Origin of the sequence: Pedobacter nyackensis (assembly GCF_032678475.1) — a bacterium.
Classification (GTDB): Bacteria; Bacteroidota; Bacteroidia; order Sphingobacteriales; family Sphingobacteriaceae; genus Pedobacter; species Pedobacter nyackensis_A.
Genome location: NZ_JAVTSF010000004.1, coordinates 342965 through 357557 on the forward strand (window position 1 = coordinate 342965; position 14593 = coordinate 357557).

Below are 14593 nucleotides of genomic sequence, written 5' to 3' on the forward strand. Positions count from 1 at the left end.
TAAAAAATGAACAAATTTCACGGAACAGGGGTAGCAATTGTTACGCCTTTTAATGCAGATGGAACGGTAGACTATAATGGGTTAAAGAAACTCATTAATCATTTAATTGAAGGAAAGGTTGAATACCTGGTATCATTGGGTACCACAGGTGAAGCCTCGACACTGAACAACACGGAGAAGAAGAGGATCTGGGAATTTACTGCTGAAATTAACAATGGTCGTTTACCATTAGTTGCCGGCATTGGCGGCAATGACACTGCTGAAATAGCAAATAGTATTAAAAATTTCGAGGTAAACGGTTATGATGCAATATTATCCGCCAGTCCTTACTATAATAAACCAACTCAGGAGGGAATATATCAGCACTACAAAGCACTAAGTGAAAGTAGTGCATTACCACTTTTCCTATACAATGTCCCAGGACGTACAGCAAGTAATGTAAGTGCGGAAACGACGTGCCGGTTGGCTACTGACTTCAAAAATATAATCGGGACTAAAGAAGCTTCGGGTAATTTTGATCAGTTTAATCAGATCATGCGTGATAAACCCGCAGATTTCATGTTAATATCAGGAGATGACCCTGTTGCAATGCCAATGATATCAATAGGCGCTGTTGGTGTTATATCTGTGATTGGAAATGCATTGCCATTGCAACTGTCGGAGATGATCAGATTGTGTCTTGCAGGTAACTATGCTGCTGCATTACCAAAACACCTGAATTTAATAGAGTTTACAAGAATGATGTTTGCCGAAGGCAACCCTGCTGGTGTAAAGGCAGCTTTAAAGCACCTGGACATTTGCGATGATCATGTTCGCTTGCCACTGGTAAAAGTTACTGATGGATTAAGACAAGCCATCGTAGCTGAAACAAATAGAATTACTGCATAAGAAAAATGGGGCGAAAATTCGCCCCATTTTTTCATCAAAACAATAAAGCGGTTAGCCTTTATTTTTTGCGTCTTGGATCTCAAGTCTGATAGCCTGAGCCAGGTTTTTTAGATCCTGCATACCTTTACGTACACGTGTTCCTGCTGCGCTGTTCGCTTTGTTGTAGAATTTGTCAGCGTCAGCTTCTAAAGCAGCAACAAGGTCCTTTACTTCATTAAATTTTTTCATCGTTAATTTTACTCCTTTAAGTTGTTTAAGGTTTTGATTAATACTCTATTACTAAAGTAAGATGTTTATTTTAATAAAAGAATTTTTACAATAATAAATAAATAGGCGAAAACCCTCTTTTTTTCCACATTAGGAGGGTTTATAAACAATCTGCATCAATTTATTTTAATTATCTGATTGATTTTTAAGCAATTACAAAACAAAACAAATAAAAAAGGGCCTTTACACGTGTATAAAGGCCCTTTTCAACATTTTTAAAAATTATGCTATAGAAAATTGATTTTCTTTGTAATATCCACTTTTCAGCTTATCAGACACTTCACTAAAGGCATCTAGTGTACGCTGTACATCTTCCATAGTATGAACTGCAGTTGGTATTAATCTCAACTCAATTAAGCCCTTAGGGATAACCGGGTAAACTACAATAGAGCAAAATATACCATAGTTCTCACGAAGGTCCATAGTCAATGCTGTAGCTTCTAACAACTCACCTTTTAGAAAAACCGGTGTAACCATAGTATCGGTCACACCAAGATCAAAACCACGTGCTCTCAAACCATTCTGAAGTGTTGTCGCTACATTCCATAGCTTTTCTCTTAACTCAGTATTGTTTTTAAGCAACTCTAAGCGCTTTAACAAACCGATAACCATTGGCATCGGCAATGCTTTTGCAAAAGTCTGAGAACGCATGTTATACCTGAAAAAGTTAGTCATTTCCTCTGTTGAAGCAACAAACGCACCAATACCTGCCATTGACTTTGCAAAAGTACCGAAATACACATCTACACCATCAATACAGTCTTGTGCTTCATGTGTACCAGCACCAGTTGGCCCCATAGTACCAAAACCATGAGCATCATCAATTAACAAACGGAAATTGAAATCCTTTTTTAAGTCAACCAGTTCTTTTAACTTTCCTTGTGCACCCGACATTCCAAAAACGCCTTCGGTTATTACAAGAATACCACCACCGCTTTGCTCAACCAGTTTAGTTGCTCTTTCAAGTTGTTTACGGGCACTCTCGATATCATTGTGTTTATATACAAAACGTTTACCCATATGCAGACGTAAACCATCTATAATACAAGCATGAGACTCTGCATCATAAACAATTACATCATTTCTATCCACCAGACTATCGATAATAGAAACCATACCCTGGTACCCGAAATTCAAAAGAAAAGCATCTTGTTTACCCACAAATGCAGCTAATTCCTGCTCTAATTGTTCGTGATACTTAGAGTTACCAGACATCATTCTGGCACCCATAGGATAGGCCATACCAAAATCCGAAGCTCCCTGCCTATCTGCTTCTCTTACCTCTGGATGATTTGCTAAGCCTAAATAATTGTTTAAACTCCAAACCAAATGCTCTTTACCACGAAAATTCATGTGGGGAGCTATATCGCCTTCTAATTTAGGAAATGAGAAATATCCATGAGACCATTTATGGTGTTGTCCAATCGGCCCCATGTGTTTTGCTATCTTTTCAAAAATATCCAATGTTATATGTTTTTTAAGTTATTATTTCTTTTTTGCAAAGTTATGTTTAATATACCTGATATCCAATAATTAGCAGGTCATGATATGGAACATAAACAATACCATGTTTACAACAAAAAGCCTTAACAATATTTGCTAAGGCTTTTATGCAATCCGTTATGCGATTAAATTAATCAACATTATCGTGAAGGAATGAATTATTTGGTCTGATCTCTGTAGATCCGTCTTCATCATTACTTAAGGTAAATCGGGAAACCTGAGATTCTGAAGAATGCTGAACTTGCTGCAATTGCATTTGTTTACGTTTATAAGCAGGTTCGTTCTCCAACTCCTGCAAACCATTACTGGTACGGAGTTTCATACTCAAGTCTTTTAATCTGAGAATTCTCTCTTTAGATTTTTTCAACTGATCTTCGATAGACTCATCGCTTTTATCATCATCAGCACCTGCTTCCTTTACCTCTTCCCTTTGCGGAACGATATCATTGTTGAAAACAACAGTTGGTGTTTCGAATACAAAGTCTGTTTCAGCAACTTTAATTTCAAATTCAAATCCAGAATCCTGAGGAGTTTCAACAGCAGGAGCTTCTTCTTCCAGTAAAGTATGTCTTACGATCTTATTTGCCGACTCTTCAGCATTACGGTTTCTATTCCCGTTGAAAAGATCACCAAAAAGATCAGACTGTTTAATCTCTTCTTTAGTCTTCATTACCGGTTCATTTGAATAAACTGGTGCCTTAGGCTCAATGAATGAATTTACAGGCTCAACTGGTCTAACCAATGGTGCTTCTTCCGGCGTAAGTAAAGAGATCTTTTTAACATTCTTTTTCTCTTCGTCACGCTGCTCAGTAGTCTGGAAACCAGTAGCAATAATGGTTACTGACAACTTATCTTCCAGGTTTTCGTCGATACAATTACCCCAGATCAAATCAGCAGAAAGACCTGCTTTTTCCTGAATGTAATCGGTAATAATTGTTACCTCATCCATGGTTACCTCACGTAAACCAGAACTTATATTTAACAGGATGTATCTGGCACCCTCAATTTCGTTATCTTTTAACAATGGCGAAGCCAGTGCACCTTCAACAGCATTCAATGCACGGTTTTCTCCATCACAAGCAAAACTACCCATGATCGACACACCACTATCTTTCATTACAGTACGCACATCTTTAAAATCCACGTTAATGTATCCCGGTACAGTGATGATCTCAGCAATGCCTTTTGCAGCGGTTGTTAAAATATCATCAGCTTGCGAGAATGCAGATCCTAAAGTCAGGTTACCGAAAATTTCACGCAGTCTGTCGTTAGATATTACTAAATAAGAATCAACATACTTTTTTAGTTCATCTAATCCGTCATTTGCCTGCATTTTACGTCTTTTACCTTCAAAAGCAAATGGCGTAGTTACAATAGCTACAGTCAAAATGTCAAGTTCTTTAGCTGCTTTGGCAATAATCGGACTGGCACCCGTTCCGGTTCCACCACCCATACCGGCAGTTATAAACAACATTTTTGTTGTGCTACCAAGCATCTGCTTGATATCGTCTATATTCTCTATAGCCGAATTCTTTCCCACTTCCGGGATTGAGCCTGCACCCATACCTTCGGTAAGACTGGCACCCAATTGAACCTTATTAGGAATAGGACTAAACTCCAAAGCCTGGGCATCTGTATTACAAATAATAAAGTCTACACCAGTAATTCCTTGACGGTACATATGGTTTACCGCATTACCTCCACCGCCACCAACACCAATTACCTTGATGATTGACGACTTATCTTTTAACATTTCGAACTGCATATCTTTATGAATCAGTTATTTAAAAATCTGTTTTACCTGTTCATCTCTCTATGTAATATTAACACTTTTTTAACAGGCGTTTTCCACAAATGTTAACAATGTGGAAAAATCACATATTGTGGATAAATATTACGGTTTTATATAATCTTCGTCACTAACATTCATGTCGTCTTTGATGAAATCTTTGGTCTTAGCCAAAAGTTTATCAAATAATCCGCCACCTGAACGCTTCGCTTTTTCTTTAACATCTTTTGGTTTTTCCACAAAAACTCCAGGCTGCTTCATTTCTTCTAACAGCTCTTCTGCTTTCTGAATTCCTTTGATCAGCAAACCAACACTGGTTGCATACATCGGACTTTTCAAATCGTCGTAAATAGTCTTTGGCATATCTTCGTATTTAGATAAATGCTCGTTAGGATAACCTACGCGACAATCTAAACCAGTTACATATTCTACCAATTGAGACAAATGTTTCAACAAAGCACCACCACCAGTAATCACAACTCCACCGATCAGCTTTTTCTCATAACCTGAAGATTTGATTTCGTAATAAACATGTTCTATGATTTCTTCCATACGGGCCTGGATCACAAAAGCAAGGTTTTTAACTGAAATCTCTTTAGGCTCCCTTCCTCTTAAACCTGGAACACAAATAATTTCATTCTCTTTATTTTCTTCTGCCAGCGCTGATCCAAAACGGGTCTTCAATAGTTCAGCCTGGTTTCTCATTACAGAACAGCCTTCACGGATATCCTCTGTAACGCTATTACCTCCAAAAGGAATTACTGCAGTATGACGGATGATACCTTCGTGGAAAATCGCAATATCCGTAGTACCACCACCAATATCAACCAATGCGATACCAGCTTCTTTTTCTTCGTCGCTCAACACCGATTCTGAAGAAGCCAATGGTTCTAATATCAATTCCTGCGTTTGTAACCCGGCATTGGTTACGCACCTCATGATATTTTTTACTGCAGTAACCTGCCCTGAAATGATATGGAAATTCGCCTCAAGACGTACTCCAGCCATACCGATAGGGTCTTTTACTCCAGGTTCATTATCGATAGTGAATTCCTGTGGCAAAACATGAATAATCTCTTCACCTGGCGGCATAACCAGCTTGAACATATCATCAATCAATTTATCGATATCTTTTTTCCCAATTTCACTGTTTAGCTCACGTCGGGTTAAAATCCCTCTATGTTGCAAACTCTTGATATGCTGTCCGGCAATACCTACATTCACAACGCGGATTTCAACATTTGATTGCCCGCTTGCCAGCTCAACAGCTTGTGAAATTCCCTGAACTGTTTTCTGAATATTAGAAACTACCCCACGGGTAACCCCTGCCGATTCCGCTTTCCCTATCCCTAATACTTCTATTTTTCCATGCTGTGTTCTGCGACCAACGATCACACAGATCTTAGTAGTACCGATGTCTAATCCGACTACTATTGGAGATTGAATGGTAGATTTTTCTTTGCCCATAACTATATCGATTTGTTGAGTTTATTAATTGTATTCCTGGTATCTATTTTAACTACTCTATTTTTCACGTCCGTAGCAATTTCTCTTCGAACAATAGAATCTATTACTTTATTATCTTTTTTGGTTTCGCCCGGAACACGTTCCTTGATGACTTCACCAGTTATTGAATCAATCTTGTTTTTTTCACATACAATCTGATTGATGTATTTTACGTTGATGGTTTTATAAGTGTTCCATCCCACTTTAGGCATTGCTTTCTTATAAAAAACACGCAGGTTTCTCATCTTCGTTTCCAATGAATCAGCACTACCTAAAATAATGCGCTGGTTCCCCAACCTGGGCGTCATTTCAATATCCTTTACATTATTCACGAACAATTGTTCGATCTGTGCATCCCAAAGGGTATCTTTTTTTACATATAGTGCCACCTTGTACAGATCCACAGCTAGTTTAGTAATAAGCGTATCCACTTTACCACTAAAATGCTCCATAATATTCCCATTTGCAGCTAATACATTAGCTGTAAAATTGGGCGAAACAGGCATTTTCAATCCATCACTATCTATATAGTAATCCTGTCCAGCGGAGTTAATCACTCTTAAAACCGGCTGACGCTGTTGAACAGAAATCTGTATTACTCCATTCATATCCGCATACACAGTAGCATAAGCGATGTATGGATTTGCGATGATACTTTTTTCAATATGCTGCAGATTGATCCCAGCCAGATTACGACCAATCAGCGAGCCTTCGCTTTGTTTTAAAATTGCATCAATTTCCTCGCGCTCTATAAAGTTATCTGCACCCGGAATCAATATTTTAACTTTAGTACAAACCACCGTTTTTTTCTTTGCATCGATGAACCCCATCAGCACAACCATGCCTGTCAGGCAAAAAACCCAGGCAAAACATTTAAAAATGAGCTTCCAATTAATCCTTTTAAGCATGGGTCAAAATGGCTTTAAGTGGTTGTATTAATGTATCTATATCACCTGCTCCAACTGTTAAAAGCAATTCAGGCTTGTTATCTTTCACATATTCCAGAACAGATTCTTTTCCTAATATCTGTTTATTGACCAACGACATTTTATCCAGCAAAAACTGTGAATTCACACCAGGCAAAGGCAACTCGCGTGCCGGGTAAATCTCGAGCAACAATAAGTTATCTACCGTGCTCAAAACTTTCGCAAACTCATCCGCAAAATCACGGGTACGGGTAAACAAATGAGGCTGAAAAACTACAGTAAGCTTTTTTTCAGGGTACAATTGACGCACTGCATCAAAACATGCCCGAAGTTCTTCCGGATGATGTGCATAATCATCTATATATATATGTTCAGGAGATCTTACAATGTATTCAAATCTTCTTTTTACACCCTTAAATGCAGCTATAGCTTTTTTAATGCTTTTAGGATGAATACCTAAACTCAATGCAACACCGATTGCAGCTACTGCATTTTCCACATTATGCTTCCCGGGCAATAAAAGTGTCAGGTCTTTAATCTTTGTATACCCATCTTCAAAATCAAAAACAAAATTCCCGTTTTCAACATGAATATTCGTTGCCTTTAAAGACGAATCTAAATTTGCACTATAAGTAATCCCATTTAAAGGTAACCCCTCCTTGACAAACAATTTCCCATCCTCTTTCAGCTGTCCCGCAAATAACTCAAACGACTCATTTAACTGTGCTGCATCTCCATAAATATCCAAATGATCGGCATCCATAGAAGTGATCACAGAAATATCCGGATGAAGTGTTAAAAATGAACGGTCGTATTCATCTGCTTCTACAACAACAACATTGTTATCCCCAATCAGGAAGTTGCTATTATAATTACTACTTATACCGCCCAAAAAAGCAGTGCAACCATAGCCAGTATGCGTCAACACATGCGCAATAATAGACGATGTCGTCGTTTTGCCGTGGGTTCCAGCTACAGCAATACAAAACTGACCTTTACTGATTATCCCTAAAACTTCTGAACGTTTCTTTAAATCGAATCCCTTATCTCTAAAATAATTTAAAACGACTGAAGTTACCGGTATAGCCGGCGTATAAACAATAAGTGTTTGCTCATTATTTTCAGTAAAATCAGCGGGGATAAATGAATGATCATCTACATAGGATATTAAAATACCTTCCTGCTCTAATGCTGTCGTAAGGCCAGTCCGGGTTTTATCGTAACCAGAAACCAGACAACCACGTTTTGCAAAATAACGGGCAATGGCACTCATACCTATTCCACCGATACCAATAAAATAAACACGTTTAATATTATTCAGTTCCATCAGCTCCTTCCCTCCTTTCCTACAAGCTGCATTACTTCACGCGCGATCAGATCGTCCGCGTCAGGCAATGCCATCCTGCCAATATTTTCACTATACATTTTACTTCTTTCTTTATCATGAAGCAAACTTAAAGCTTCAGACACCAGCGTATCCTCAGCCGAACGATCCGCAATCATCAGCGCAGCATTGTTATGCACCAGCGCCATTGCATTTTTTGTCTGATGATCTTCAGCCACATTTGGAGAAGGCACCAATATCACCGGTTTTTTTATCAAACACAACTCCGCAATAGTTCCGGCTCCTGCTCTTGAAATGATCAGATCCGCTGCAGCATAAGCCAGATCCATCTTATTCAGGAATTCAAGAATCCTAACATTTGGATTAAAATCAAGTCCTAAACGCTCAACGATTCCTTTATAATAAAATTTACCAGTTTGCCAGATCAGCTGCACATCAGCATCTAAAAACTCCAAAATATGTTTCTCAATGCTCTTATTTAATGTAGCGGCGCCCAAACTACCTCCTGTAACCAAAATGGTTTTCTTTAAAGGATCAAGCTTCAACAATTCCGCACCAGCATGGTGTTTATTTAAAACATCAACCACATCTTTACGTACCGGATTACCAGTTTTAAGTATGATGTCGGCAGGAAAAAACTGTTCCATTCCATCAAATGCTACACAAACTTTTGAAGCCTTTTTCCCAAGCCATTTATTGGTTATACCCGCGTAAGAGTTTTGCTCCTGTATCAGGTAAGGGATTTTCTTTAATGACGCTGCAAAAAGAATTGGTCCGGAAGCATATCCACCTACACCCACGACTACATCTGGCCTAAAATCAGCGATCAACTGTAGTGCTTTTCGAACACTTCCAAATAGCTTAAATGGCAAACTTAAGTTCTTTGCAATTGAACCGCGCTGTATACCACTGATATTTAAACCGACAATTTTATATCCCGCCGCAGGAACTTTTTCCATCTCCATGCGACCAGTTGCCCCAACAAATAAAATTTCACAGCCAGGCTCCATGCGTCTCAACGCATTGGCTATAGATATGGCCGGGAATATATGCCCACCAGTACCGCCTCCTGAAATAATTACCCTTGTTGGTCTCATTGTTATATCTTTTATCCTTGCTCCTTAACCTTTATTCTTCCTCTAATCTGTTATGCCATTGCCGGAATCTCACCAACAACAACCTTTTTACCTTTTACGTTTTCTTCAACATCTTTACTTACACTCAGAATAATGCCAAAAGCTATACTTGTAAATAAAATTGAAGTCCCCCCCATACTAACCAATGGCAAAGGAACTCCAGTAACCGGTCCTAATCCTACAGCTACCGCCATATTAGCAAAAGCCTGGATGGTTAAACTAAAACTCAATCCTGCAGCCAGCAATGCACCAAAAGCCTTCGGACTTCGGGTTACAATCCTGATACAGCGATAGAGTAAAACCATATAAAGCACTAACATTGTCAGCGCACCCATCAAGCCATATTCTTCAACGATAATTGCAAAAATAAAATCAGAATAAGGGTGGGGTAGAAAATTCCTTTGCGTACTATTTCCAGGTCCTTTACCAAACACCCCTCCTGTTGCCAATGCAATCTTAGATTGGTCTGCCTGGAAAGTTTTATCTGAATGTTGCCTTTCAGGATGCAAAAATGATTCTACCCTTGATTTATATGTTTCAGATCTCGGACCAAGAAACACAATAAACAACAGCAATATCGATCCGCCGGCACAAACCATCAGAATCTGCTTAATACTAATTCTTCCGATAATTAGCAACAAAATACTCACTCCAAAAAGCATCAACGCCGTAGAAAGATTTGCCCAGGCAATTAATACAAATATTACACACACAGATCCCATTATTGGAATAAATGCTTTTTTTACATCTTTAATATTTTCCTGTTTCTTAGTAAGCATTCTTGCCAAGAAAGTTATTAAGGCCAGCTTAGCCAAATCTGAAGTTTGAAATGTCAACTCAATAACAGGAATTTTAACCCAACGAGAAGCATGATTTATGGATTCACCAAATGCCGCCGTATACAATAATAATGGTATAGTAATAATCATTAATATTTTCGATATACCAGCATAGTATTTATAGTCCAACAAATGGGCGATATAAATCATCCCAATACCCATCACCACAAAAATCACATGCTTAAACAATAAATATTTCTCTACCGTGATTCCTTTATTATAGGCAATAGTACCCGTAGCACTATATACAGTTAATATAGAGATCATAGACAAAAGGATAATGATCAGCCAAATCCAGCGATCACCTTTCGTTTTATTCAGAAGATTATTTATTGCAATCATAATCTATAATTCTTTAACAGCAGCCTTAAATTGGTTACCGCGGTCTTCATAATTCTTAAACAAGTCAAAACTTGCACATGCAGGAGACAACAATACCGTATTCCCTTTTTTTGCCAGGTGATAAGCAACCTGAACAGCCTCATGTGCCGAAAACGTGTTTACAATAATTTCCACATCATCTTCAAAAGCTTCATGAATCCGCTTATTATCTTTACCTAAACATACAATTGCCCTTACCTTCTGGCGAACCATATCTTTTAGCATTTCGTAATCATTACCTTTATCAACACCACCCATAATCAATATTACGTCAGCACCTACACTTTCCAGTGCATACCAGGTTGAATTTACATTTGTAGCCTTTGAGTCGTTGATGTAGTCCACACCAGAGATCTTCGCCACATGCTCCAACCTATGCTCAATATTCTTAAAATCGCCCATACTCTCACGTATAGAACTATTTCTAATATCTAATACTTTAGCTACTATGCCCGAGGCCATAGAGTTATAAATATTGTGCTTTCCCTGTAGGGCTAATTCTGTAATAGACATAGTTAATGGATCGTTTAGGTTTATATTGATGTGTATGTTGTTGCTTTCAAGGTATGCTCCGCTCTCAATCTTCTTTCTAATTGAGAAGGGATACATTTTAGAATTTACTTTAGTGTTTTTTAAGATTTTTAAAGTCTCTTCATCATCAGCACAGTAGATAAAAACATCGTCACTGTTCTGATTCTGGGTAATGCGCATTTTCGATGCAGCATAGTTCCCTAATTTATAATCGTACCGATCTAAATGATCTGGCGTTATGTTTAATAAAACAGCTACATCTGCTTTAAACTTATACATATCGTCTAGCATGAAACTGGATATTTCCAGTACGTACCAGTCAAAGTTTTCAGTTGCAACCTGCGCAGCAAAACTATGTCCGATATTTCCAGCAAGACCTACATTCAATCCGGCCTTCTTTAAAATATGGTAAGTCAGCATCGTCGTAGTTGTTTTACCATTTGACCCTGTAATACAAATGGTCCTCGCATTTGTATAACGTTTGGCAAATTCAATTTCAGACAATACAGGAATCTGCTTCGCTTTAATCGCCATGATAATACCAGCTGTATCTGGTATACCTGGGCTCTTAATCACCTCAACAGCTTTAAGAATCTCAGCTTCTGTATGTTTATTTTCTTCAAAAACTATATCCAGTTCCTGCAGCTTCTCTTTATACTGGGATGGGATTGCACCAAAATCAGACAGAAACACGTCAAAACCATGTTTCTGCGCCAACATTGCAGCACCTACACCACTTTCTCCACCACCTAAAATTGCTATTCTCTGCTTTTCCATTATCTTAATTTTAAAGTGATGATGGTAATAATTGCCAATAGAATTCCGATGATCCAGAAACGCGTTACAATTTTAGCTTCATGGTATCCTTTTTTCTGATAATGATGATGTAATGGAGACATTAAAAAGACTCTTCTACCTTCTCCAAAACGCCTTTTTGTGTATTTAAAATAACTGACCTGTATAATTACCGATAAGTTCTCAATCAGAAAAACTCCGCACAAAACCGGAATCAGTAACTCTTTCCTGATCATAATAGCAAAAGCAGCAATAATCCCACCTATGGCCAAACTTCCGGTATCGCCCATAAATACCTGCGCAGGATAGGAATTGTACCATAAAAACCCCACACAAGCCCCTACAAAGGCCCCTGCAAATATCATCAACTCACCCGAATTAGGTATATACATAATATTCAAATAGTCTGCAATAACCGTATTACCAGAAACATAGGCCAGCAAACCGAGTGTAATCCCAATAATTGCCGATGTACCCGTTGCCAGACCATCAATACCATCTGTAATATTAGCTCCGTTTGATACTGCAGTAACAATAATCACTACAAAAATCAAGAAAACTAAAACAGCATATTTTTCATAACCAGGGCCTAAAAACTTCAAAACCTTAGCGTAATCAAACTCATTATTTTTGTAAAAAGGGACGTTGGTTAAAGTCGATTTTACATCTTGCGTGTAATAAAAGCTCTCTCCTTTTTGTCTCAAAACCATCGGTACGGTAGCAGCCTTAGAAACACTTGCTTCATCCACCGTTTGTCTAACCACGATATTTGGATTAAAATACATGGTCCAGCCAATAATCAATGCCAAACCAACTTGTCCAACTATTTTAAACCTGCCAGCTAAACCTTCTTTATTCTTTCTGAATACTTTTATGTAATCATCAACAAAGCCGATCACACCCATCCAAATCGTAGTAACAATCATCAGTATTACGTAGATATTAGTCAGGTTAGCCAATAATAATGTAGGTACAAGAATCCCCAGCAAAATGATAATTCCACCCATTGTAGGTGTACCTTGCTTTTGCATCTGCCCTTCCAGCCCCAGGTTTCTCACCGTTTCTCCAACCTGCATTTTTTGCAGATAATTGATTAACCTCCGGCCATACACAGTGGTAATGATCAAAGAAATAATCACCGCCAGTGAAGTACGGAAAGTGATGTATTGAAACAATCTCAATCCCGGAAAATCGTAATGCTGGTTCAGATATTCGAATAAATAATATAACATTAGCTGATCAAGTTTAGTTGTTCCAATAATACTTCCTTATCATCAAAATGATACCTAACCCCATTTATCTCCTGGTACTTTTCATGTCCCTTTCCTGCAAGCAAAATAATATCACCTGGTTTAGCCAAATGACATGCTGTCTTAATTGCTTCCCTTCTATCTGTTATACTCAAAGTTTTACGTCTGTTTGTTGGAGAAACCCCCTTTTCCATTTCCTCTATTATCGTTTGTGGGTTTTCCGTCCTTGGATTGTCTGAAGTAAGAATCACTTTATCACTCCAGTCACAAGCCACCTGAGCCATGATCGGCCGTTTAGTCTTATCACGATCACCACCACAACCTATAATGGTAATTACCTGCTCTGTTCCTTTTCTAATATCCTGTACCGTGCTCAATACATTCTGAACAGCATCAGGTGTATGTGCATAATCTACAATTCCAATAATACCATTTGAAACGATATAATCGAACCTACCTTCTGCACCACTCAGGTTACTCAAAGTCGTCAATACCGTCAACTCGTCCTGGTCGAGCAACATTGCCGTTCCATAAACTGCTAATAAATTATAGGCATTAAATGAACCTACCAGTTTAAAGAAAACATCAGCATGATTTATCTCCAGATGTAAACCATTGAAACTGTTCTCAACAATTTTCGCTTTATAATCAGCCAATTGCTTCAATGCATAGGTCTTTTTTGAAGCTTTTGTATTTTGCAGCATCACCATTCCATTCTTATCATCAAGATTGGTAAGCGCAAATGCTGACGCAGGCAACACATCAAAAAATGCCTTTTTAGCTTTAATATAATTATCAAACGTTTTATGAAAATCCAGGTGATCATGAGTAATATTAGAGAACACACCTCCCACAAAGCTCAAGCCTTCTATTCGGTGCTGAACTACTGAATGAGAACTCACTTCCATAAAGCAATAATCACAACCCGCATCAACCATATCCTGCAAAAGCGAATTTAATGCAAGCGGATTTGGTGTAGTATGTGTAGCTGGAATAACACGGTCGTTAATATGATTCTCAACAGTTGAGATCAGACCAACTTTATAACCAAGCTCCCTAAATAATTTAAAAAGCAAAGTTGCAATAGTCGTCTTACCATTTGTTCCTGTAATTCCAACCAATTGTAGTTTGGAAGACGGATTGCCATAAAAATTGGCTGCCATTCTACCTAAGGCAACAGAACTATTTGCTACCTGGATGTAAGTCACTCCACCAACAAGACCTTGAGGCACCTCTTCACACACCACCACAGAGACTCCTGCATTGATCACACCATCGATATAAGTATGACCATCAGACAAAGTACCTTTAATCGCAAAAAACACAGCATCCTTACTCACCTGCCGCGAATCAAACGTCAAAACGCCTACCTCCCTGTTGGTTTGCCCAACCAGGTTAGTTATTGTTACTCCATATAAAACTTCCTGCAGCTGCATC

Annotated in this window: 12 protein-coding genes; 1 reads left to right on the forward strand and 11 read right to left on the reverse strand. The window is 38.3% G+C overall.

All coding sequences use genetic code 11. The features are described from left to right. Positions 1-6 precede the first annotated feature (6 nt). The gene (gene dapA / locus R2Q84_RS15460; RefSeq protein WP_316817473.1) at positions 7-888 is read left to right on the forward strand and encodes a 4-hydroxy-tetrahydrodipicolinate synthase; all 882 of its coding nucleotides are present in this window, start codon (positions 7-9) and stop codon (positions 886-888) included. 51 nt (positions 889-939) lie between these two features. Here dapA and R2Q84_RS15465 read toward each other — a convergent pair whose 3' ends face one another. The 11 genes from R2Q84_RS15465 to R2Q84_RS15515 all read right to left on the reverse strand — a co-directional run bounded on the left by R2Q84_RS15465 (position 940) and on the right by R2Q84_RS15515 (position 14592). Further along, positions 940-1116 (reverse strand): histone H1, encoded by a 177-nt coding sequence (locus R2Q84_RS15465; RefSeq protein ID WP_316817474.1) that lies wholly within the window; start codon positions 1114-1116, stop codon positions 940-942. A 261-nt stretch (positions 1117-1377) separates the two neighbouring features. Then, positions 1378-2619 carry an aminotransferase class I/II-fold pyridoxal phosphate-dependent enzyme gene (locus R2Q84_RS15470; protein ID WP_316817475.1) on the reverse strand — a complete coding sequence of 414 codons (1242 nt, stop codon included), beginning with the start codon at positions 2617-2619 and terminating at the stop codon, positions 1378-1380. A 169-nt stretch (positions 2620-2788) separates the two neighbouring features. Further along, on the reverse strand, positions 2789-4423 hold the full coding sequence (gene ftsZ, locus R2Q84_RS15475; RefSeq protein ID WP_316817476.1) for a cell division protein FtsZ: 1635 nt from the start codon (positions 4421-4423) through the stop codon (positions 2789-2791). 129 nt (positions 4424-4552) lie between these two features. Beyond that, positions 4553-5914: a cell division protein FtsA gene (gene ftsA / locus R2Q84_RS15480; protein WP_316817477.1), complete on the reverse strand. Its 1362-nt coding sequence runs from the start codon at positions 5912-5914 to the stop codon at positions 4553-4555. Positions 5915-5916: 2 nt separating this feature from the next. Next, on the reverse strand, positions 5917-6861 hold the full coding sequence (locus tag R2Q84_RS15485; RefSeq protein WP_316817478.1) for a cell division protein FtsQ: 945 nt from the start codon (positions 6859-6861) through the stop codon (positions 5917-5919). Further along, complete coding sequence (murC, locus tag R2Q84_RS15490; RefSeq protein ID WP_316817479.1) at positions 6854-8206, reverse strand: UDP-N-acetylmuramate--L-alanine ligase; 1353 nt, start codon at positions 8204-8206, stop codon at positions 6854-6856. The genes R2Q84_RS15485 and murC overlap by 8 nt, the downstream gene beginning before the upstream one ends. Beyond that, positions 8206-9321: an undecaprenyldiphospho-muramoylpentapeptide beta-N-acetylglucosaminyltransferase gene (gene murG / locus R2Q84_RS15495; protein ID WP_316817480.1), complete on the reverse strand. Its 1116-nt coding sequence runs from the start codon at positions 9319-9321 to the stop codon at positions 8206-8208. Before murG ends, murC begins: the two co-directional genes overlap by 1 nt. Positions 9322-9371: 50 nt before the next feature. Further along, on the reverse strand, positions 9372-10541 hold the full coding sequence (locus tag R2Q84_RS15500; protein WP_316817481.1) for an FtsW/RodA/SpoVE family cell cycle protein: 1170 nt from the start codon (positions 10539-10541) through the stop codon (positions 9372-9374). Between the two features lie 3 nt (positions 10542-10544). Further along, entirely contained in the window at positions 10545-11888 is a 1344-nt protein-coding gene (murD, locus tag R2Q84_RS15505; protein ID WP_316817482.1) for a UDP-N-acetylmuramoyl-L-alanine--D-glutamate ligase, read from the reverse strand. Continuing rightward, positions 11888-13138, reverse strand: coding sequence for a phospho-N-acetylmuramoyl-pentapeptide-transferase (gene mraY / locus R2Q84_RS15510; RefSeq protein ID WP_316817483.1), 1251 nt, complete (start codon positions 13136-13138; stop codon positions 11888-11890). The genes murD and mraY overlap by 1 nt, the downstream gene beginning before the upstream one ends. Next, the gene (locus R2Q84_RS15515; RefSeq protein ID WP_316817484.1) at positions 13138-14592 is read right to left on the reverse strand and encodes a UDP-N-acetylmuramoyl-L-alanyl-D-glutamate--2,6-diaminopimelate ligase; all 1455 of its coding nucleotides are present in this window, start codon (positions 14590-14592) and stop codon (positions 13138-13140) included. The genes mraY and R2Q84_RS15515 overlap by 1 nt, the downstream gene beginning before the upstream one ends. Position 14593: the final 1 nt, after the last annotated feature.

Excerpts from the sequence above, each read along its gene's own strand:
- R2Q84_RS15465 (WP_316817474.1), bottom strand. The coding sequence starts at position 1,116 with ATGAAAAAATTTAATGAAGTAAAGGACCTTGTTGCTGCTTTAGAAGCT.
- ftsZ (WP_316817476.1), bottom strand. The coding sequence starts at position 4,423 with ATGCAGTTCGAAATGTTAAAAGATAAGTCGTCAATCATCAAGGTAATT.
- ftsA (WP_316817477.1), bottom strand. The coding sequence starts at position 5,914 with ATGGGCAAAGAAAAATCTACCATTCAATCTCCAATAGTAGTCGGATTA.
- murG (WP_316817480.1), bottom strand. The coding sequence starts at position 9,321 with ATGAGACCAACAAGGGTAATTATTTCAGGAGGCGGTACTGGTGGGCAT.
- mraY (WP_316817483.1), bottom strand. The coding sequence starts at position 13,138 with ATGTTATATTATTTATTCGAATATCTGAACCAGCATTACGATTTTCCG.
- R2Q84_RS15485 (WP_316817478.1), bottom strand. The coding sequence starts at position 6,861 with ATGCTTAAAAGGATTAATTGGAAGCTCATTTTTAAATGTTTTGCCTGG.
- murD (WP_316817482.1), bottom strand. The coding sequence starts at position 11,888 with ATGGAAAAGCAGAGAATAGCAATTTTAGGTGGTGGAGAAAGTGGTGTA.
- R2Q84_RS15515 (WP_316817484.1), bottom strand. The coding sequence starts at position 14,592 with ATGCAGCTGCAGGAAGTTTTATATGGAGTAACAATAACTAACCTGGTT.
- dapA (WP_316817473.1), top strand. The coding sequence starts at position 7 with ATGAACAAATTTCACGGAACAGGGGTAGCAATTGTTACGCCTTTTAAT.
- R2Q84_RS15500 (WP_316817481.1), bottom strand. The coding sequence starts at position 10,541 with ATGATTGCAATAAATAATCTTCTGAATAAAACGAAAGGTGATCGCTGG.
- murC (WP_316817479.1), bottom strand. The coding sequence starts at position 8,206 with ATGGAACTGAATAATATTAAACGTGTTTATTTTATTGGTATCGGTGGA.